Source organism: Streptomyces sp. NPDC004266 (assembly GCF_042874095.1).
In the GTDB taxonomy this organism is placed as follows: domain Bacteria; phylum Actinomycetota; class Actinomycetes; order Streptomycetales; family Streptomycetaceae; genus Streptomyces.
The window spans coordinates 29,561-48,619 of record NZ_JBIAMM010000012.1 but is presented as its reverse complement, the minus strand read 5'-3'; the positions used below and the strand labels follow the sequence as shown (position 1 = coordinate 48,619).

At 73.8% G+C, this 19,059-nt stretch carries 18 protein-coding genes; 9 read left to right on the top strand and 9 right to left on the bottom strand.

Annotation, left to right across the window (positions count from 1 at the left end):
• Nucleotides 1-20: 20 nt before the first annotated feature.
• A complete protein-coding gene (locus tag ACFYUZ_RS26610; RefSeq protein WP_389313281.1) occupies nucleotides 21-938 on the bottom strand; it encodes a LysR family transcriptional regulator in 918 nt (305 codons plus the stop codon).
• Nucleotides 939-1,005: 67 nt separating this feature from the next.
• Here ACFYUZ_RS26610 and ACFYUZ_RS26605 point away from each other — a divergent pair, with 67 nt between their 5' ends.
• The 4 genes from ACFYUZ_RS26605 to ACFYUZ_RS26590 all read left to right on the top strand — a co-directional run bounded on the left by ACFYUZ_RS26605 (nucleotide 1,006) and on the right by ACFYUZ_RS26590 (nucleotide 5,334).
• Nucleotides 1,006-1,806, top strand: coding sequence for an SDR family NAD(P)-dependent oxidoreductase (locus tag ACFYUZ_RS26605; RefSeq protein WP_389313279.1), 801 nt, complete (start codon nucleotides 1,006-1,008; stop codon nucleotides 1,804-1,806).
• 389 nt (nucleotides 1,807-2,195) lie between these two features.
• Nucleotides 2,196-3,236: an SDR family NAD(P)-dependent oxidoreductase gene (locus tag ACFYUZ_RS26600; RefSeq protein WP_389313278.1), complete on the top strand. Its 1,041-nt coding sequence runs from the start codon at nucleotides 2,196-2,198 to the stop codon at nucleotides 3,234-3,236.
• Nucleotides 3,237-3,241: 5 nt separating this feature from the next.
• Nucleotides 3,242-3,754, top strand: a complete 513-nt coding sequence (locus tag ACFYUZ_RS26595; RefSeq protein ID WP_389313276.1) for an SRPBCC family protein — start codon at nucleotides 3,242-3,244, stop codon at nucleotides 3,752-3,754.
• On the top strand, nucleotides 3,751-5,334 hold the full coding sequence (locus tag ACFYUZ_RS26590; RefSeq protein WP_389313274.1) for a phytoene desaturase family protein: 1,584 nt from the start codon (nucleotides 3,751-3,753) through the stop codon (nucleotides 5,332-5,334). Before ACFYUZ_RS26595 ends, ACFYUZ_RS26590 begins: the two co-directional genes overlap by 4 nt.
• Before the next feature lie 35 nt (nucleotides 5,335-5,369).
• Here the strand turns inward: ACFYUZ_RS26590 and ACFYUZ_RS26585 are convergent, their stop codons facing one another.
• From ACFYUZ_RS26585 to ACFYUZ_RS26575, 3 genes are read right to left on the bottom strand one after another with little or no spacing between them, the layout of a single operon-like run.
• Entirely contained in the window at nucleotides 5,370-6,395 is a 1,026-nt protein-coding gene (locus tag ACFYUZ_RS26585; protein ID WP_389313273.1) for a TolB-like translocation protein, read from the bottom strand.
• Nucleotides 6,392-7,720 (bottom strand): MFS transporter, encoded by a 1,329-nt coding sequence (locus tag ACFYUZ_RS26580; RefSeq protein ID WP_389313271.1) that lies wholly within the window; start codon nucleotides 7,718-7,720, stop codon nucleotides 6,392-6,394. The genes ACFYUZ_RS26585 and ACFYUZ_RS26580 overlap by 4 nt, the downstream gene beginning before the upstream one ends.
• A gap of 1 nt (nucleotide 7,721) precedes the next feature.
• Nucleotides 7,722-8,603: an alkaline phosphatase family protein gene (locus tag ACFYUZ_RS26575; protein ID WP_389313270.1), complete on the bottom strand. Its 882-nt coding sequence runs from the start codon at nucleotides 8,601-8,603 to the stop codon at nucleotides 7,722-7,724.
• Between the two features lie 394 nt (nucleotides 8,604-8,997).
• Between ACFYUZ_RS26575 and ACFYUZ_RS26570 the strand changes: the two genes are divergently transcribed.
• On the top strand, nucleotides 8,998-10,476 hold the full coding sequence (locus ACFYUZ_RS26570) for a glutamate-cysteine ligase family protein (RefSeq protein ID WP_389313268.1): 1,479 nt from the start codon (nucleotides 8,998-9,000) through the stop codon (nucleotides 10,474-10,476).
• Between the two features lie 42 nt (nucleotides 10,477-10,518).
• Here the strand turns inward: ACFYUZ_RS26570 and ACFYUZ_RS26565 are convergent, their stop codons facing one another.
• Nucleotides 10,519-10,965 (bottom strand): MarR family winged helix-turn-helix transcriptional regulator, encoded by a 447-nt coding sequence (locus tag ACFYUZ_RS26565; protein WP_389313266.1) that lies wholly within the window; start codon nucleotides 10,963-10,965, stop codon nucleotides 10,519-10,521.
• A gap of 104 nt (nucleotides 10,966-11,069) precedes the next feature.
• Between ACFYUZ_RS26565 and ACFYUZ_RS26560 the strand changes: the two genes are divergently transcribed.
• Together ACFYUZ_RS26560 and ACFYUZ_RS26555 are read left to right on the top strand one after the other, a co-directional pair.
• A complete protein-coding gene (locus ACFYUZ_RS26560) occupies nucleotides 11,070-11,900 on the top strand; it encodes an alpha/beta fold hydrolase (protein WP_389313264.1) in 831 nt (276 codons plus the stop codon).
• Between the two features lie 140 nt (nucleotides 11,901-12,040).
• Entirely contained in the window at nucleotides 12,041-12,589 is a 549-nt protein-coding gene (locus tag ACFYUZ_RS26555) for an EF-hand domain-containing protein (protein WP_389313262.1), read from the top strand.
• A 30-nt stretch (nucleotides 12,590-12,619) separates the two neighbouring features.
• Here ACFYUZ_RS26555 and ACFYUZ_RS26550 read toward each other — a convergent pair whose 3' ends face one another.
• Together ACFYUZ_RS26550 and ACFYUZ_RS26545 are read right to left on the bottom strand one after the other, a co-directional pair.
• Nucleotides 12,620-12,958, bottom strand: a complete 339-nt coding sequence (locus ACFYUZ_RS26550) for a thioredoxin family protein (RefSeq protein ID WP_389313260.1) — start codon at nucleotides 12,956-12,958, stop codon at nucleotides 12,620-12,622.
• A 148-nt stretch (nucleotides 12,959-13,106) separates the two neighbouring features.
• Nucleotides 13,107-13,901, bottom strand: a complete 795-nt coding sequence (locus ACFYUZ_RS26545) for a gamma-glutamyl-gamma-aminobutyrate hydrolase family protein (RefSeq protein ID WP_389313258.1) — start codon at nucleotides 13,899-13,901, stop codon at nucleotides 13,107-13,109.
• 58 nt (nucleotides 13,902-13,959) lie between these two features.
• Between ACFYUZ_RS26545 and ACFYUZ_RS26540 the strand changes: the two genes are divergently transcribed.
• A complete protein-coding gene (locus ACFYUZ_RS26540) occupies nucleotides 13,960-14,679 on the top strand; it encodes a FadR/GntR family transcriptional regulator (RefSeq protein ID WP_389313257.1) in 720 nt (239 codons plus the stop codon).
• 252 nt (nucleotides 14,680-14,931) lie between these two features.
• On the opposite strand, the gene ACFYUZ_RS26535 is transcribed toward ACFYUZ_RS26540, so the two are convergent.
• Nucleotides 14,932-15,246: a hypothetical protein gene (locus ACFYUZ_RS26535; RefSeq protein WP_389313255.1), complete on the bottom strand. Its 315-nt coding sequence runs from the start codon at nucleotides 15,244-15,246 to the stop codon at nucleotides 14,932-14,934.
• Between the two features lie 44 nt (nucleotides 15,247-15,290).
• Nucleotides 15,291-16,937 carry an amidase family protein gene (locus tag ACFYUZ_RS26530; protein ID WP_389313253.1) on the bottom strand — a complete coding sequence of 549 codons (1,647 nt, stop codon included), beginning with the start codon at nucleotides 16,935-16,937 and terminating at the stop codon, nucleotides 15,291-15,293.
• 341 nt (nucleotides 16,938-17,278) lie between these two features.
• Between ACFYUZ_RS26530 and ACFYUZ_RS26525 the strand changes: the two genes are divergently transcribed.
• A complete protein-coding gene (locus ACFYUZ_RS26525; RefSeq protein ID WP_389313251.1) occupies nucleotides 17,279-18,961 on the top strand; it encodes a SpoIIE family protein phosphatase in 1,683 nt (560 codons plus the stop codon).
• Nucleotides 18,962-19,059 lie beyond the last annotated feature (98 nt).

Genomic DNA, 19,059 nt, shown 5'->3' with positions numbered 1-19,059 from the left:
ACGGGACGATGCGCCCGTTCCTAGGAGTCCCGCGTGGCCCCGACGGCGGCGGACAACAGGTCGGCGAGGTCGTCGACGACGGGGTGCGAGGCGCGCGGGCGGGTGACGGCGAGGACCTCGCGCTCCGGGCGCTCGGCCGAGGGAAGGCCTTCGACGCGGGCGAGCGGCCGGGCCGGGTCGTGCCAGCCGCAGACGACGGAGGCCGGTACGAGGCCGACCGCCAGCCCTTGGGCGATCAGCGCGAGCGCCGTGTGGTAGTCGTCCGTCTCGTACCGCACCGCCGGGTCGAGACCGGTGCGATGGGCCCACCGCCGCAGCAGGCGCCGGTCGGCGGTCCCCATGTGCCCGGCGACCCAGTCGGCCTCGCGGCAGTCGTCGAGCGTGACGGCGCCGGTGCCGCGTGCCGCCATCAGCCACAGGGGCTCCCTGCCGAGCCCGCGGATCCGCAGATCGGCCGCGCCGGGAGGGTCCTCGGGCAGATAGCGGTAGGCCAGCAGAAGATCGATCTCCCCGGCCCGCAGGCCCCGCAGACCGTCCACGGGCTCGGTCTCCGTGACGTGGAGGACGACATCCGGATGAGCCCGACGCAGCGTGGCCAGCGCGGTGGGGAGCAGGCGTCCGGCCGCGGTCGCGTAGACGCCGATGCTCAGCTCCGGCGCCCCGGACCGGGCGATGCCGTCGGCCAGGCGCTGGAAGTCCGCGGTGGCGGCCAGGACGCGGGCGGCCGCGTCGGCCAGCGCGCGGCCGCCCGCGGTCGGGGTGACACCGCCGCCCGGGCGGCGCGAGAGCAGCTCCGTCCCCACCTGCCGCTCCAGCCGGGCGATGTGCTGGGACACCGCCGAGGGGACGTAGCCCAGCGCCGCCGCCGCGGTGCTCATCGACCCGTGCCGCATCACCTCCAGCAGGGTCCGCAGCAGCCGGGGATCGATGCCGTTCATGATGCGTGAAAGCTCGCTTTCTTGATTGTCGCTTCCCATGATGCCCGGGCGAGGAGAGGCTGTGCCCATGGACGTGAACACGAAGCAGGACGCGGGGACACCGGTCGCCGTGGTGACCGGAGTGGCCCAGGGCATCGGCCGACAGGTGGCCGAAGTGCTGGCGGGCGAGGGGTACGCCCTGGTGCTGGCCGACCTGAAGGAACCGGCGGAGACACTGGCGGCGGTGCGGGACGCCGGTGCGGAGGCCTGCGCGGTGGTCGGCGACGTGGCCTCGGAGGCCTACGTGGCCGAGCTCGCCGAGCAGGTGCGCGAACGCTTCGGCCGGGTCGACGTCCTCGTGAACAACGCGGGCGTCTCGCTGCTCACCCCGGCCGAGGACACCACCGCCGAACAATGGCGGCGCGTCCTGGAGGTCAACCTCACCGGCCCCTTCCTGCTGTCCCGGGCGCTGGGGAGGCTGATGCTGGACGCGGGCGGCGGCTCGATCGTCAACATCGCCTCGATCGCGGGGCTGCACGGGGTCGCGGACCGGGCCGCGTACAACGCGAGCAAGCACGGGCTGATCGGCCTGACCCGGACCCTGGCCGCGGAGTGGGGCGGGCGCGGGATCCGCGTCAACGCCGTGTGCCCCGGTTGGGTCAAGACCGAGATGGACGCCGAGGACCAGGCCTCCGGCGGCTACACCGACGCGGACATCGTCGAGCGGGTGCCCATGGCGCGGTTCGCCGCGCCCGGGGACATCGCCCAGGCCGTCGCCTTCCTCGCCGACCCCGCCCGCAGCGGTTTCGTCAACGGCGTGGCGATGCCGGTGGACGGTGGCTGGACCGCGGACGCGAGCTGGAACTCGCTCCGCCTGCGGAAGCGCTGAGGCCGGCGCGGAACGCAGCCGACGGACGCTCGTCTCCCCGACGCCCCCGAACCGGCCGGAGCCCCGAACCGGCCGGAGCCCCGCCCGACGGGGCTCCGATCCGATCGCCGACGAGGTCGGACGCCCACGCGGGCGGTCTGCGACGGCGCGCGGCAGGGCCGCCGGTGCCGTGGACCGGCTCGCCCCCCGGCCAGCCGCCCGGGTTTCCGACCGAAGGCCATCTGCCCGTACGCGGCACGCCCGTCGGGCCCTGAGGAACCCCCCGGGGCCGGGGAGGACGCCCGCTCGACCGCGGACGGTGAGCAAGGCGCCACGTGCGGCGCTCCCGGATCCGGGAACGTCATCCGGGAGCGCCGCATGAAACGGCTCACGTCGGTGACAAGCCCACCGTGAACGGACATGCGCATGAGCCCGGCCCGGGGACCGTCGTCGTGGTCACGGGCGCGTCGAGCGGCATCGGGCGGGCGGTGGCGGCCGCGTTCGCCGCGCGCGGCGCCCGGCTCGTCCTGGCCGCCCGCAGCACCGACGTCCTCGAACAGGTGGCCGCCCGGTGCGCGGGGGCGCATCCCCGGGCCGAGGCCGTGGCCGCCACCGCCGACGTCACGGACTTCGCCGCGACGGAGCGCGTCGCGCGGACCGCGGTGGACCGGTTCGGCCGGATCGACGTCTGGGTGAACGCCGCCGGTGTGGGCGTCCTGGGGCGCCTGGACCGGGTGCCGCCGGCCGATGTGCGCCGCCTGTGGGAGACCAACGTGCTGGGCGCCTTCCACGGCGCCCGCGCCGCCCTGCCGGTGATGCGCCGACAGGGCGGCGGGATCCTGATCGACGTGTCCTCGGTGCTCGGCGGCGCCGTGGTGGCGCCGTACACGGGCGCGTACGCCGCGTCCAAGGCCGCGCTGGTGACGCTCGACGAGGTGCTGCGGCAGGAGCTGCGGCTCAGCGGTGACACCGGCGTCGCGGTGTGCACGATCCTGCCCGCGGGCGTCGACACGCCCTTCTTCCGGCACGCCGCCAACCACACGGGGCGCCGCGTCCGCTCGCTGCCCGCCCTCGCCACGCCGCAGCGGGTGGCCCGGGCCGTGGTGCGCACCGCGTCCCGGCCGCGCCGCCGCGTCCACGTCGGGCCCGGATCCCGGCTCCTGCCCTGGGCGCACGCCCTCGCGCCGGAGACCGTACGGAGCCTGGTCCGGCGGCGTACCGGACGCGTCTACCTGGACGCGCCCGGCACGGCCCCGGTCACACGGGGCGTCCTGTACGAGCCGTCGGCCGCGACCGCGTCGGTCGCCGGAGGGCGGCACGCGGGGGCCCGTACGGCCGCGCGGCGGGTCGCCGGCTGCACGGCCGTGCTCGCCTCGGCGGCCGCCGTCCGATCGATGGCACGGCACCTGCCGTCCAGGGGCCTCTCGTCCCCGCATCACCGGAGGAGTTGAGGAATGTGGCGCAGTGGAACCGGGTCCTCGAAGCGACGCCCGAAGAAGTCTGGGAGGTGCTCAGCGACGGGCGGCGGTACGCGCGCTGGGTGGTCGGCGCCCACGATTCGTGGGAGCGGGACGACCACTGGCCCGCCGTGGACGCCGAGCTCGGCTATGCCCTGAAGCTGGGCCCGTGGACGTACCGCGGGCGGACGGTCTCGCGGCTGTGCGAGCCGATCCGCCGGCTCGAACTGGAGGCGGTCACGCACCTCGGCTCCGCCCGGATCTCCTTCCTCGTCGAGCCGTGGGGCAGCCGGACCCTGGTCCTCGTCGACGAGCATCCGCTCAGGGGTCCGGCGGCCCGCTGGCACAACTCGGGAGCCGACCTGGTCCTGCGCTGGCGGCACCGGCACCTGCTGGCCCGCCTGGAGAAGGCCGTCTTCGCCGCACGGGCCCGCTCGCGCGCCGGCGCCTCCGACGACGCGCGCCCGTCCTCGAGTCCCGGGGACAGGGACGCCGCCCGGGACCGGCCGTGACGGCGCCGGACGCGGTGGTCATCGGCGCCGGCCCCAACGGGCTGGTGGCGGCCAACCTCCTCGCGGACGCCGGCTGGCACGTCGTCGTCCTGGAGGCGCGGGAGGTGCCCGGCGGCGCGGTACGGAGCGACCGGGGCGTCCATCCCGACTACGTCCACGACCTGTTCAGCGCCTTCTACCCGCTCGCGGCGGCCTCTCCCGTCGTGCGGGCCCTCGGGCTCGACCGCCACGGTCTGCGCTGGCGCCACGCGCCGCACGTCGTGGCCCACCCCCTGCCCGACGGCGGGGGAGCCCTTCTCAGCCGTGACCTCGACCGCACGGCCGCCTCGCTGGACGCGTTCGCGCCGGGCGACGGCGCCGCTTGGGAAAGCCTCCACCACTGGTGGAGCGAGTACCGCGACGATCTCGTCGGCGCTCTGTTCACCCCCTTCCCGCCGGTCCGGAACGGCCTCGGACTGGTGGCCGGGCACGCGCCGCGGGACGTCCTCCGGCTCCTGCGGACCATGCTGCTGCCCGCCCGCCGCTTCGGCGAGGAACACTTCGCCGGCGAGGGCGGGCGACTGCTCGTCACGGGGAACGCCCTGCACGCCGACCTCGGCCCGGAGTCCGCCCTCGGCGGCGGCTTCGGATGGCTGATGTGCATGCTCGGCCAGGACGAGGGGTTCCCGGTGCCGGCGGGCGGGGCGGGCGGGCTCACCGACGCCCTCGTGTCCCGCCTGCACGCGCGGGGCGGTGAAGTGCGCTGCGGCCGTACGGCCACGGAGGTGTCGGTACGGGAGGGCCGCGCGGTCGGCGTGCGCACCGACGACGGGGGATGGTTCCCCGCACGACGGGCGGTCCTCGCCGACGTCCCCGCGCCCGTCCTGTACGGGCGGCTCGTGGACGAGCGGCATCTGCCCGCCCCGGTCCGCGCGGATCTGCGCCGGTTCCAGTGGGACTTCGCGACGTTCAAGGTGGACTGGGCGCTGTCCCGCCCGATCCCGTGGAGCTTCGCCGACGCCCGGGGGGCCGGGACCGTCCATGTCACCGACGGGGTCGACGCGCTCACCCGCTTCGCCGCCCAGCTGGCCACGGGGCAGGTGCCGGACGTCCCCTTCACCGTCCTCGGCCAGATGACCACGGCGGACCCGGACCGCTCCCCGGCGGGCACCGAGTCGGCGTGGGGCTACACGCACGTGCCGCAGTCCGTCCGGTCCGACGCGGGCGAGGACGGCCTCGCGGGCCGCTGGGACGAGCGCGAGAAGGAGGCGTTCGCCGCGCGGGTCGAAGCGGGCGTGGAGCGACTGGCGCCCGGCTTCCGGGACGCGATCGTGGCCCGCCGCGTCCTGGCGCCCCCGGACCTGGAGCTCCTGAACCCCGCGCTCGTCGGAGGCGCCGTCAACCAGGGCACCACCGCGCTCCACCAGCAGCTCGTCCTGCGGCCGTTCCCCGGCAGCGGCCGCCCCCGGACCCCGGTCCGCGGCCTGTACCTCGCCTCCGCCAGCGCCCACCCCGGCGGAGGCGTCCACGGCGCCCCCGGCGCCAACGCGGCCCGCGCCGCCCTCGGCGCGCTCCGCTCCCTCCGTGCGCGACACCGCTGAGACGGCCCCGGGCCCGTGCGCGGGCCGCCTCCCCGTCACTCCAGGAACGCCGGTGCCAGTGCCGCCGTCAGCAGGCGCTTCGGGGCGCCCGAGCCGTCGGCCGGGACGGTGTAGAGGTCGGCGCCGTAGTCGCCCGGCAGGGAGTAGGAGACCGTGCGGTCGTCGAGCCAGACGGCCTGGTCGTCGACGCTGCGGGGCTCGGCGAGCGCGGTCTCCCGCAGGGTGGCGAGGTCGAGGGCGTACTCGTGCCAGGGCGCGTCGGCGGGAGCCCCCGCGACCCGCTTCTTGTAGACGATCCGGGTCTCGTCGGGGGAGAGCGACGGGCACTCGACGTTCTGGTGGAGCGTGGTGACGGTACGGGCCGTCAGGTCGCCGCGCACCAGATAGGTCCGGCCGCCGGTCGCCATGGTCGCGTAGAAGTGCCGGTCGTCGCGGGAGAAGGTGACGCCCCAGAAGTTGGTGTCGGCGGCACGGTGGTCCTTGCCGTCCTTCACCACCCGGAACTCCTCCAGGGACGAGGTGAGCCGGCCCGTCGACGTGTCCAGGACCGCGGTACGGGTGGAGAAGCCCGCGCTCGCGTACGAGTCGCCGCCGACGAAAACCGTCCACGCCACCAGCCGGCCCGACGGCGAGACCCGGGCACGGGTCGGGACGCCGGGCAGCGGGTAGCGGGCCCGCTCCTTGAGGGCCGAGTCGACGACGACCGCCCGGTAGCTGTCCTCCACCGCGCCGCGCACGGCCTGCAGACAGATCCCGGTGCCGCCGGCCGCGTGGAAGCGCAGGCACTTCACCCCCGAGGCGGTCCGCGGACCGGCGGGGGTGCCGGCGGGCACGGTGACCAGCTCGTCGCGGTGCGGGCCCCAGGCCATGTTGCGGAAGACGATCCGGCGGTCGGCACCGCTCGCGAGCGAGATCCGCCCGGACGCGATCGCGGGGCCGCCCGCCCGGGGGCGGTCCTTCTCGGCGGCCCGGTCGGCCGCGTGCAGCAGCGACGCGGCGGCCACACCGCCGAGCACGGCGATCGCCGCGAGCAGGACGAGCAGTTTGCTGCGCAGGGTCATACGGGTGACTCCTCCGAAACCGTGCCGGTGGTCGGGGCCGTGGCGGCGCCCCTGTTCAGGGCCGCGGGCCGCAGGGCGAACGCCGCCGCCGCGCACACCGCGAGCAGGGCCGTCGCCGCTCCCAGCGCCCAGCGGTCGCCCCACGCGGTCCAGGCCGCGCCGAACGCGATCGAGCAGCCGAGCCGGGCGAGTGCCTGTCCCGTCTGGACCAACGCGAGCCCCGAAGAACGGAGTTCGGCCGGTACGCAGCCGGCCGCGGCCGCCATCAGGACGCCGTCGGTCGCCGCGTAGAACCCGCCGTGCAGCGCCAGGACCAGCCAGGGGAGTGCCGGGCTCTGCCAGCCGCTGAGCAGCGCCCCGTACACGAGCAGCAGGGCGACGTGGCCGCCGAGGAACACCCGGCGGCGACCGACCCGGTCGGCGAGCCGGCCCAGGGGAACGGCGAGCAGCAGGAAGGCGGCGGCGGTGCCGAGCGGCAGCAGCGCGAACCAGTGGTCGGTGACGCCGAGCCGCCGCTGCAGCAGCAGGTAGACGAACGAGTCGCTGACCGTGGCGAGTCCCAGCAGCAGGGCGGTCAGGGCGAGCTGGCGCACGTCGGGCACCCGGAGCAGACCGAGCGCGGCCCTGAGCGAGGCGCGCGGTGCTTCGTCGTGGGCCGGGGCCGTCTCGGACCGGGGGAGCGGCGGCCGCGACGGTACGAAGAGCAGCAGGACGAGCACGCCGACCGCGGCCACGGAGAAGCTGACCGTGAAGACGGCGTCGTAACCGTCCGCGGCCTGACGGAGGATCAGGAAGGCGACCAGTGGGCCGATCAGGGCACCCGCGGTGTCCATCGCCCGGTGCACTCCGAAGGCGCGGCCGCGCGACTCCTCCGGCGAGGCGAGCGAGATCAGCGCGTCGCGCGGCGCGGTCCGCAGGCCCTTGCCGGTGCGGTCGGCGGCCAGCACGGCGCCGATCAGCGGCAGCGAACTCGCCATCAGGAGGAGGGGCTTGCACAGCGCGGAGAGGCCGTAGCCGAGCGCCGCCACCGTCTTGTGCCGGCCGCCGCGGTCGGCGAGATGGCCGCCGACGAGCCGGACGAGCGCGCTGAAACCGTTGTACACGCCGTCGAGGAGGCCGAATCCGAGCGGCGAGAGGCCGAGCCCGGCGACCAGGTAGAGCGGCAGCACGGCCGTGACCATCTCCGAGGACACGTCCGTGACGAGGCTGACCGTGCCGAGCGCGAGCACGGTCGGTGCGACGGCGGCGCGCCGCCCGGGACCGAGGTCCCGGGCGGCGGCCGTCGCGGCCGTCGCGGGGGTGCTGCGACTGTCCGCTACGTACACGTCACGACGTCCAGATGCCGGTGATCGGGGTCGCGTTGGCGGCCTGGCCGGCGTGCGCGGTGCCGTACATGTCCTCGATCGTGCGGAGCAGGTTGTAGTGGTTGTACGTGGTCGCGGACGTCGAGCCCGGGATCACCTGCTGGCCGTACAGGACGGTCGCGATCTTGTTGCCGGCGAGCCGGTTGTCCTCGTCGAAGGTCACGACGAGCAGGCTGTTGTGCGTCTTCGCCCAGGTCGCGTAGGCGCCCAGGTTGTTCTTCAGCCAGGTGTCACCGGTGCCGACGGAGCAGTCGTGCATGTCGCTGCACAGGTTCGGGACCACGAACGACACCTGCGGCAGCGTGGTGTAGTCGGTCGGGAACTGCGCCATCGTGTACGCCGACGAGGTCGGGACGTTCGAGAAGCCGAACCACGGGTTGTGCTTCCGCGCGTACTTGCCGCTGCTGCACGTGGTCGATCCCTGGCTGGGCAGCGTCTCGTTGTAGCTCTTCCAGGTCTTGCCCGCGGCGATCAGCTCGGAGGCCAGGTTCGGCGCGGAGGAGAAGCCCGGCGTGTAGCAGGAGTCGTCCGTGATGCCCTGGGTGGAGCCCGAGAACATCGCGAAGTAGTTGGGCTGGCTGGGGTGGGTCTCGGCGTACGACTGGGTGAGGTTGGCGCCGCCGCTCTTCAGCGAGTTGATGTACGGGGCGCTGGAGCTGCCGATGATCTGGCTGTAGGCGTGGTTCTCGAAGACCACGACGACCACGTGGTCGGGGGTGGGGACGGTCGCCGCCGCCTGGGCCTGCGACGTGCCGCCGAAACCGGCCCACAGGCCGATCGACGTGGCCGCGAGACCGAGGGCGGACAGAAGGGCGGTGCGGCGTTTCCTGGGCGCGCCGGACACGGCTACCTCCGGTTGAGGGTGATGACTACGGGAGCGGTGCAAGCGGCAGGTTAGGAGTGGACATGTCAACCTGGAAGGTATTCCGTGTGAAGAGGCGGGAAACGTCTCGTGCCACCGGGCCGACCCCGCTCACCTGCTCGACCGTTCCTCGCCCTCCAGTCTCCGCCCCACGGGCCCCGGCCGCAGGACGTCGGCAGGCACCCGTCGCGACCGGGACGGGGCGTCCTCCCCGGGGACGGCCCGGGAATCCGGCGGAGCACCAGAGGAATCCGGCCCTCCAACCGGGCTTTCCGCCCCCGGCGCGGGCCGGGGCGGCCCGCGCCGGGCGCGGCCCGCCTCCTGGTGGCACGCTGAAGGAAGGAGGATCCGCGCCGCCGAGCCCCGGGAGGATCCGATGGGGCGTGACGTCCCGGCACTGACATTCACGCGTGACGACCGTCGCCGCTTCCGCGACAGGACGCGCGCCTCCCTCGACGTCCTCGCCCGGATGCTGCGCGAGGCACGCTTCGACGTGGACTGGCCCCGGGTCGGCCTGGAGATCGAGCTGAACCTCGTCGACGAGACCGCCAGACCCGCCATGCGCAGCTCCGAGGTCCTGGGGGCCATCGCCGACCCGGCCTGGTCGAGCGAGCTGGGCCGGTTCAACCTGGAGATCAACATCCCGCCCCGCCGTCTCACCGAGGGCGGCCCCGACACCTGGGAGGAGGAGATCCGCAACGCCCTGAACCACGCCGAGGAGAAGGCCGCCGCGATCGGCGCGCACCTGGTCATGATCGGGACCCTCCCGACCCTGGAGCGCGAGGACGTGAACCGTGGCGCGCTGTCCGAGAACCCGCGCTACCACCTCCTCAACGACCAGATCTTCGCGGCACGCGGCGAGGACCTCCTCATCGAGATCGACGGGGTGGAACGGCTGCGGACCTACGCGGACACCATCACGCCCGAAGCGGCCTGCACCAGCACCCAGTTCCACCTCCAGGTCGCGCCCGAACAGTTCGCCGCGTACTGGAACGCCGCCCAGGCCATCGCGGGCGTCCAGGTCGCGCTGGCCGCGAACTCGCCCTTCCTCTTCGGCAAGGAACTGTGGAGCGAGACCCGCATCCCGCTGTTCGAGCAGACCACGGACACCCGGCCGGACGAGATCAAGGTCCAGGGAGTGCGGCCCCGCGTGTGGTTCGGCGAACGCTGGATCACCAGCGTCTTCGACCTCTTCGAGGAGAACACCCGCTACTTCCCGGCGCTCCTGCCGCTCTGCGAGGACGAGGACCCCGAGGAGACCCTCGACCGCGGCGAGATCCCGCACCTGGCCGAACTCACCCTGCACAACGGCACGGTCTACCGCTGGAACCGCCCCGTCTACGCGGTCGTCGACGGGGTCCCGCACCTCCGCGTCGAGAACCGGGTGCTGCCCGCCGGGCCGACCGTGGCCGACGTGATGTCGAACGGCGCCTTCTACTACGGCCTCGTCCGCGCCCTGGTCGACGAGGACCGGCCGATATGGACCCGGATGTCGTTCGCGGCCGCCGAGGAGAACCTGCACACGGCGGCACGACGCGGCATCGACGCCGAACTCTTCTGGCCCGGCACGGGCCAGGTGCCCGCGACCGAACTGGTCCTGCGCCGACTCCTTCCGCTCGCCCACCGGGGTCTGGAGGCCCTGGGGCTGGACGCGCGGTGGCGTGAACCGCTGCTCGGCATCGTCGAGCAGCGCTGCGTGGCGGCCCGCAACGGCGCCGTGTGGCAGGCGGAGGCGTTCCACCACCTCCACGACATCGCCCACCTCGACCGGCCCGTGGCCCTGCGCCGTATGACCGGCCAGTACATCGACTTCATGCACCTCAACGCCCCGGCCCACACCTGGCCGGTGGAGTGACCGGCCCGGGGCGCGTCCCGCCCCGGGCCGCCGGCGGCGGACTCAGCCGCCTATGCGCGTGAGGGCGCTCGGGCCGAGGTGTTCGGCGATGACGCCCAGCGCGGCCTTGACCTCCTCCAGGCGCGCGGGGTCCTCGAGCGCGCGGGTGAGGACGCCGTCGACGTCGGCGGCGCGGACTTCCGCGACGCGGGGGGAGGCGGTCGGGGAGGGGGCGATGAGGGTGCGCCGGCGGTCGGCGGGGTCGGTGCGGGTCTCGACCGCACCGGCTTCCCGCAGACGGGCGACGCAGGCGGAGACCTTGCTCTGGGGGAAACCGGTCCGCGCGGCGATGTCCTTGACGGGCGTGTCGGGATGGGCCTTGATGTCGGCCGCAACGATGATCACCGACTGCGTGCTCGTCCCGTGGGAGCCGATGCCCTCGGTGGGGATGGCGGCCTCGCCGAGCTTCATGAGGGTGCGGCCCAGCAGGGCCAGGTCCATGCCGTTCATCGCAACAAGGTACATCACTCAAGATGCATCACTTCAGATGCATCAATCTTGATGCATCTGAAGTGATGCATTAGTGTGAGGGCACCACCGACGAAGGAGAACCCATGCCGACCACCGGCCTGCTGCCCGTCGACGGCGCCACGCTCCACTTCGAGCAGCGCGGAACCGGCCCGCTCCTCCTCATCGCGCAGAGCGGCGAAGGAGACGCCCGGCGCACCACCGACCTCGTCGACGCCCTGGCCGACGACTTCACCCTGATCACCTACGACCGCCGGGGCCTGTCCCGCAGCACCCTCGACGACCCCCGTCGGCCGGTCGCCATGACCGATCACGCCGACGACGCCCACCGCCTCCTCGCGCACGTGGCCGACGGCCCGGCCCTCATGCTCGGCTGCAGCTTCGGGGCGGTGATCGGACTGCACCTGGCCGTCGAGCACGCCGACCAGCTCGACACCCTGATCGCCCACGAGCCCGTGGCCCCCTGGCTGCTCGACGCGGAAGCCGACTCCCACCGCCGAGAACTGGCCGGACTGCAGGACCTGTTCGCCACGGGCGGTCTGCCCGCGGCCCTCCCGGCCATCGCGAAGTCCCTCGGCATCGACCCGGCCCACCCCGACACGGAGCCCGACCTGACCCCGCAGCCGATGGACGAACAGCGCCGGAGCAACTTCGCCCGCTTCATCACCGAGGAGTTCACCACGCTGCGGACCGACCCCGGATGCCGCGACCGCCTCGGCACCACCGGGGTCCGCATCCTGCCGGCCGTCGGGCGCACCACGCCGACCACGATCTTCGACCACCAGGCCGCGCACCGTCTGGGCGCACTGCTCGAACGACCGGTCGTCACCTTCCCCGGCGGCCACAACGGCAACACCACACACCCGCGGGCCTGGGCGGCGCAGCTCCGCACCACCCTGTACGCGCGCTGCCGGTGACGGCCGCCCCGGGCAGGGCGCGCGAGACGGCGGGCGCGCGGGCGGGGTGCGGCGCACGCCCTTCCGCGTCACCGGGCGCCGGTGGGGAGCGGCCGCTCCGGGGCAGGATCGCCGAGGACTCCCCGACGGAAGGGCCGACTGTGGCAAGCGAGTTCCAGCGAGACAAGCTGGTCACCATGTTCCGCGCGTTCGACGCCGACGACAACGGCTACCTCGACCGGCGCGACTTCCAGGCCCTCGCGGAGCGCTGGAAGGACCTGCCCCGCGTGCGGCCGGGATCCGAACTGGCCGCACGCGTGGACACGGTCATGCTGGGCTGGTGGGACCTGCTCGCGGCGCACGTGGACGCGGACGGGGACGGCAGGGTCGACCTGGACGAGATCCTCGCCATGGTGGACCGGCTGCCCACCATGAGAGAGGTCGTCGCCGAGACCGCCGAGACCGTCTTCGACGCCGTCGACGAGAACGGCGACGGCCGTATCTCCCCCGTCGAGCACCGGCGGCTGGTCGACACGTGGCACGGGGAGAGCGTCGACCTCGGCGACGTCTTCGACCGCCTCGACCGGGACGGGGACGGTCACCTCAGCCGTACCGAGTTCACCGAACTGTGGATCCAGTTCTGGACCAGCGACGACCCGGCCGAACCCGGCAACCAGCTGTGCGGCCCCGTGCCGCCCCGCCTCCGATGAGCGCGCCCGGACCTCGGCGGGAACCACCTCTCAGAGGTGGTCCTCCAGGAGCCCCCGGACCTCGCCGCTGCTCGTGGGACCCGTGCCCTGTGCCACCGCCTGCCCGTCCTTCAGCAGGACGTAGGACGAGGCTCCGGTGATCCCGTACCGTTCGCTCGCGGCCGGACAGCGCGTGATGTCGACGCGGACGGCCGTCAGGCGGCCCGCGTACTCGTCGGCGACGGCACCGACGACGAGGTCCATCACCCGGCTGGGCTCGATCGCCTTGGGCCATGTCCCGATGAAGTACGCGAGGACCGGGACTTCGCTCATCCTGAGGATGAAATCGACCTCCGCGTCCTCACGGGGGCGGTGAACCCGGTTCGCCATGGAAGCTCCTGATCTCGCGTTCCGTCCTTCTCCGCCCATCATCTCCCGCCAGGCGCGCCGCCCCGGTCACGGAACGCGCCGCACGCGCCGGGCCCCCGGCCCGCCGTGCCGCTCGCGCCCATGGGCCGCGTCACTGCCTCGTTCCCCTTCATGACCGGACTCCCGCCTGCGTCTCGGGACGCACCTGCTCGAGGAGCGCGCGGAACAGCGGCAGTCGCAGCTCCGGAGCGGGGACGGACGCCTCGGGATGCCACTGGACTCCGAGGGTCCATGCGCCGGCGTGCGGGGACTCGGGTCCCGCGGAGGACTCGACGGCTTCGACGCATCCGTCGTCGGCGCGGGCCGAGACCCGCAGGCCGTCGCCGACGCGGTCGACGGCCTGGTGGTGACCGGACGACACGGGTATCCGGTCGCGCCCGAACGCCCGGGCCACCGCGCTGCCGGCCGAGAGCGCGACCTCGTGGACGGTCCACTCCTCGCCGTTCTTCGGGTCGTGTGCCACGGAGGTCCTCGGCAGGTCGAGGTGGAGCGTGCCGCCCCGGACGACGTTCAGCAGCTGCATACCGCGGCAGATGCCGAGGAGCGGCAGCCGGTTCTCGAGGGCGTACCGGATGACGGCCGTGTCGAGCCGGTCCTGCGCGGGATTGACGTCGTACAGCGCGGGGTGCCGCGGGTCGGCCCCGTACAGGGCCGGGTCGACGTCCCCGCCGCCCGGCACCACGAAGCCGCGGCAGCCTGCGAGCCGCTCGTCGGGCGGGCTTCCGTCGGAGGAGGGCCGCAGCAGGACGGGCTCGGCGCCCGCCGCCCGGATCAGCGCGACGACGTCGTCGAAGACGCGGTTCGCCTCGAGGACGCGCTGGTCGGCGCCGGGCGCGTCCGCGTCACTGAGGCGCACGGGTATCCCGATGAGGGGGGCCGGTGCCGTGGGCTCAGTCGTGCTCATAGGCTCTCCTGCTGATCGCGACTTGCGGTTGAAGTGCGAAATCTAGAGGATAGGTTTCATGGACGACAAGGGCTGGGAACAGCACATTGCGCCGGTGCGCTCGGCGGGAGCCGCGGAGGCCGTCGCACGGCGGCTCAACGAGCTCATCGGTGCGCGGATTCTGGTCGGAGGTGATCGCTTCCCTCCGGAGAAGGCCCTTGCCGAGATGTTCGGCGTCGCCGTGATGACCATGCGGCACGCCATGGCGGTCCTGCGCGAGGACGGACTGATCGAGACCCGGCGCGGGCACCGGGCCGGCACCTACGTGGTCCCGAACGTCCTCGGCCGCATCCGGGAGCTGACCGCTCTCCACCCGTACACACAGGCCGACATCGAAGAGCTGACGGCCTGGCGGATCGCGGTGTCCGGAGAGGCGTCCGCCCGGGCCGCGCGTCGCGCCTCCGAGGCAGGCCTCGCCAGGCTGCGCGAACTGGAGGCCGCCACGGACGAGGCGGTCGCCGACGCGGAGGCCTATCGCACCCTGGACGCCGGACTGCATCTCCACATCGCCGAACTGTCCGGCTCGCGGCGGCTGCTGGAGGCCGAGCAGGGCATCCAGGACGAGCTGACCCGGCTCCTCGCGGACCATCCCGGCGGAGTGGAGTCGCGCAGCATGCCGGACCAGCAGCATCGCGCGCTCGTCGCGGCGATCGAGCACAGCGATCCGGCCAAGGCACGGGAGCAGTTCACGATTCACGCGGAGGCCACGGCGGACCTGTTCCTGCCGTTCGTCCAGTAGCCGGCGGACGCGCCGGTGTCGGCCGTGCGCCGACGCGGGCCGCGGCGCCGGTTCGACAGGGCTGGGGAGAAGGCCGGTGGAAGCGGCCGCGGCAGGCGGTCACCGCCCTTCGCCCGCGATGCCCACGGATGACGCGACACGGTCGAGCGCCGCACCAGCACGTTCGAGCAGTGGCGCGGCCCCGCCGTCCGGTACGGCAGGCCCGCGACCGTCCACCCCGCCGGACCGCGCATCGCGGGAATCCCCGTGTGGTCAGTGGGGCGAGCTCGGAGGCGGAGTGGCACGGACGGAGAGGGACCCGGTCTCGAAGCCGTCCGGCCACTCGTCCTCGTCGAGCGTGTAGTCGTCGACGACGAAGCACTCCGGCTCGTCGGCGAAGCCCGGCAGGAGTCGCGCTCGGCGGATGCGCTCCTCGGCCTTGGCCCGGGAGGAGTAGACGCCGAGCAGCTTGACGTCGTCACCGTCCTGTTCGTCGATGAACACGCTCTCGCCGTCGACGTGCAGAGCGGTCCCGTCCGCACCGGCTTCATTCCGGTGGGCGATGTGCCACAGCAGAGAGATCACCACCGGCGCAGGCTACCGCCGGGCACGTCCAGGCCGCAGCCACCTGATCACTTCGGGCCGAGCGTGCCCCACCGAGAACCGGAAGAGAGCTCCTGGCCCGTGCTGCGAGACGTCACCGAGGGCAGGTACCGCGGCGCGCGCCAGGCGTCGAGCCGCTGCTCGACCGCGGCCCCCAGCGACAACAGGTCGGCGTCCTGGCGGTCGCCGGCCATCAGGAGCAGGCCGACCGGCAGCTCGCCGACGAATCCGGCGGGGACGGACAGCGAGGGGTAGCCGGCGACAGCGGCCGGGGTGGAGGACGGGATCACGTCGTTGTCGCCCCGGGCGCAGTCGGTCGTCCAGGCGGGCGGGTTCGCCGGAGAGGCGATGGCGTCCAGGTCGTGGGCGGCCATGGTCTCGTCGATGGAACGCCGGGACAGGTCCTTCAGTTCCGCGCGCACGGCCCGGTGGCGCGGATCCGTGGTCGACGGCGCGACGAGGGCCTGCTCGAACAGCTCCTGACCGGCGAAGCAGGTCTGTTCGGCCGGGTGCGCGCGGTGGAACTCGATCAGGCCGGCGAGGTCGCGGGGCCCGTTGCGGGAGGCGAGGTAGGCGTCGATGTCCCGGTGGAACTCGCTCAGCAGGGCGGGGAACTCGAGCTCCGCGAGCCTGTCCTGGTACGGGGGCGTCACCTCGACGACCTGGGCCCCGGCGGAGCGAAGCCGTGCCGCGGTCCGGGTCATCAGGGCGTCCACGTCGGCACCGAGCGAGGGGAGCCGCCACAGGCCGATCCGCTTGCCGCGCAGGGATCCGGGACGCGGCAACGCCTCCGTGAGGCCGGGGGCACCGCCGGCGTCCTGACCGCTGAGCACCGAGAAGGCGATCGCCGTGTCGACGACGTTGCGTGCCAGGGGGCCGGCCGTGTCCTGCTCGGCGGAGATCGGGACGACGCCCGCCTGGCTGACGAGTCCGAGGCTGGGCTTGTGGCCGACGACCCCGTTCATCCCGGCCGGGCACACGATGGAGCCGTCCGTCTCGGTGCCGATGGCCACCTGCGCCAGCGAAGCGGCGACGGCGGCGGCCGAACCGGAGGACGAACCGCACGGATTGCGGTCCAGGACGTAGGGGTTGTGCGTCTGCCCGCCCACCGCCGACCAGCCCGACGTCGGCTTCGCCGCGCGGAAGTTGGCCCACTCGGACATGTTCGCCTTGCCGAGGATCACCGCCCCCGCCGCGCGCAGTCTCCCGACCAGCTCGGCGTCCGTGGCGGGCGGACTTCCGGCCAGTGCCAGCGACCCCGCCGTCGTCGGCATGTCCCGGGTGTTCACATTGTCCTTCAGCAGGACGGGAATGCCGTCGAGCGGGCCGCGGACCTTGCCGAGGCGATGCCTGACATCACTGGCGGCCGCCTGGCTCAGGGCCGTCGGGTCGGTGCGCAGCACCGCGTCGATCTTCGGGTCGACCGCTTCGATCCGGTGGAGGTACGCCCGGGTCAGCTCCGCCGAGGTCAGGTGCCCGCGCCTCATGCGCGCCTGCAACTCGGGGATCGTCACCGTGTCCAGGTCCACTCCGCGCGGGAACACCGACTCGACGCCGGACGAGGAACGATCGACACCGGAATCGGCGGCCACCGCACGCTGCTCCGGGACACCTGCCGACAGAAGGGCTGCCACGGCCAGGGCCGCGGTCAGTGAGGCGACGCTTCTCTTCTTCATGGGGGACAGCCCACTGCAGGACGCGCACCGGGCACAAGGAACTTCTGCGCCTCTCCGCCCGCCCCGGTGCGCCCCCTCGAACCGGAACCACGACGCCGGGCCGCCTGCCGGCCGTCCCGGCACCGCACACCGCGCATCGCCCGACGCACCCCGACCAGGGAAGGAGCGTCCGGTGCGGGCGGACCACGCGGCGGGGACACGCGGAGTCGGCCGGTGACGACAGCGCGGCGCCCGTACCCGTCACCCGGCCGAGCCGGACCGAAGGCCGCGGACGGGCATCACCCGGCGCCCGGGGGGCACCCGCAGGAACAAGGAGGGCCCCACGACGGGAGGCGCACGCCATGACGGGCTCGGACGGTCCGCAGGACGCTGTGACCGCGACCCTGGACGATCTCGGCTCGGGCGCCTACCTGACGGACGAGCAGGGCCGGATCGTCGCCGTCAACAGACACGGGGAGAACCTGCTCCGCCGCCCCGCCGCCGACCTGCTCGGCCAGGACGCCCACGACCTGCTGCACCGCACCGGGACGGGGGCGAGAGTGCCGCGGACCCAGTGCCCGCTGCGGGAGAGCACCCTCGACGGGCGCACGGAGCAGGGCGAGGGCGAGTGGCTCGAGCGCGGCGACGGCACCCTGCTGCCGGTGTCGTGGCTCGCCACCCCGTGCCGGACCGACGCCCGCCCGTCCGCCACGCTCGTCCTCTTCCACTCCGTCCGGCCCGCCGACCGACCCGTCCGGCGTCCCCTCGGCGATACGCAGCTCTCCGAACTGGAACGGCTCGCCCTGCTCGCCGAGACGACCACCCTGCTCACCTCCACCCTCGACGTCCACGAAGCGCTGCGCCACCTGATCGACCTGGTCGTGCCCCGCCTCGCCGACTGGGCGGTCATCGACCTGATCGGAGAGCGGGACGAGGTGTGGCGCTTCGCCGTGGCCCACGCCGAGGACGGCGGCGTGGCCTTCCGGGACGACCTCCAGGGCCCGATGCCACCGGTGCCGCAGGAGTCCTCGATGCCCCTGTCCCGCGCCCTGCGCGGCGTGGCGTCCTCCCTCGCCGGCCCCGAGACCTACCAGGGGCCGCCCGACTCCGGCATCGCCGTCGAGCAGCGGCGCCTGTTCGACGCGACCGGCATGCACTCGGCGATCATGGTCCCGCTCCGCAGCCTGCACGAGGTGCTGGGCGCCCTCACCCTCGGCCGTGCCGACCAGCCGCAGCGGTTCACGGCGACCGACACCGTCCTCCTGGAGGACATCGCCCGCCGCGCCGGCTTCGCCCTGGAGAACGCCCGCCTCTACCAGCGGCAGCGCAAGGTCGCCGAGACCATGCAGCGCCACCTGCTGCCGAAACTGCCGTACACCCCCGCCCACACCATGACCGCCCGCTACCTGCCCGCGCCGGACGCCTCCCAGGTGGGCGGCGACTGGTACGACGTGTTCACCCTGACGGACGGCGCGACCGCCCTCGCCATCGGCGACGTCGTCGGCCACGACCTGGAGGCCGCGGCCGGCATGGCCCAGCTGCGCAACATGCTGCGCGCCTACGCCCTGTCCCAGCGGAAACCGCCGAGCAAGGTCGTCGAATGGCTCGACCGGGCCACCGTGGACGTCGCCGAGGTCTCCCTGGCCACCATGGTCTTCGCCCGCATGACGCAACGGGACGGCCGGTGCGAGCTCTCCTGGACCAACGCCGGCCACCCCCCACCGCTCCTGGTCACCCACGAAGGCGTCGCCCGATACCTCACCGAGGGCCATGGGGTCCTCCTCGGCATCGCCCCCGAACAGGACCGCCCCGACGCGACCACCGAGATCCCGCCCGGCGCGACCCTGCTGCTCTACACCGACGGCCTGATCGAATCCCCGGCCCGCAGCCTCGACGACGGCCTGACCCACCTCCGCCGCCACGCCGCCTCCCTGGCCCACCGCCCCCTGGAGTCCTTCACGGACGAGCTCCTCGCCCGCGTACGCCCCCCGGACAACGACGACGACGTCGCTCTCCTGGCCGTTCGCCACACGCCGAGCCCCTGACCGGCGCGCGCCTCGCCGTTCCGGCTCACCCCCCGGTCCGCTGCTCCGGAACAGCGGCGGCACGGACCGGGAGGCGGGCCCGCTCTCGTACGCCGCCA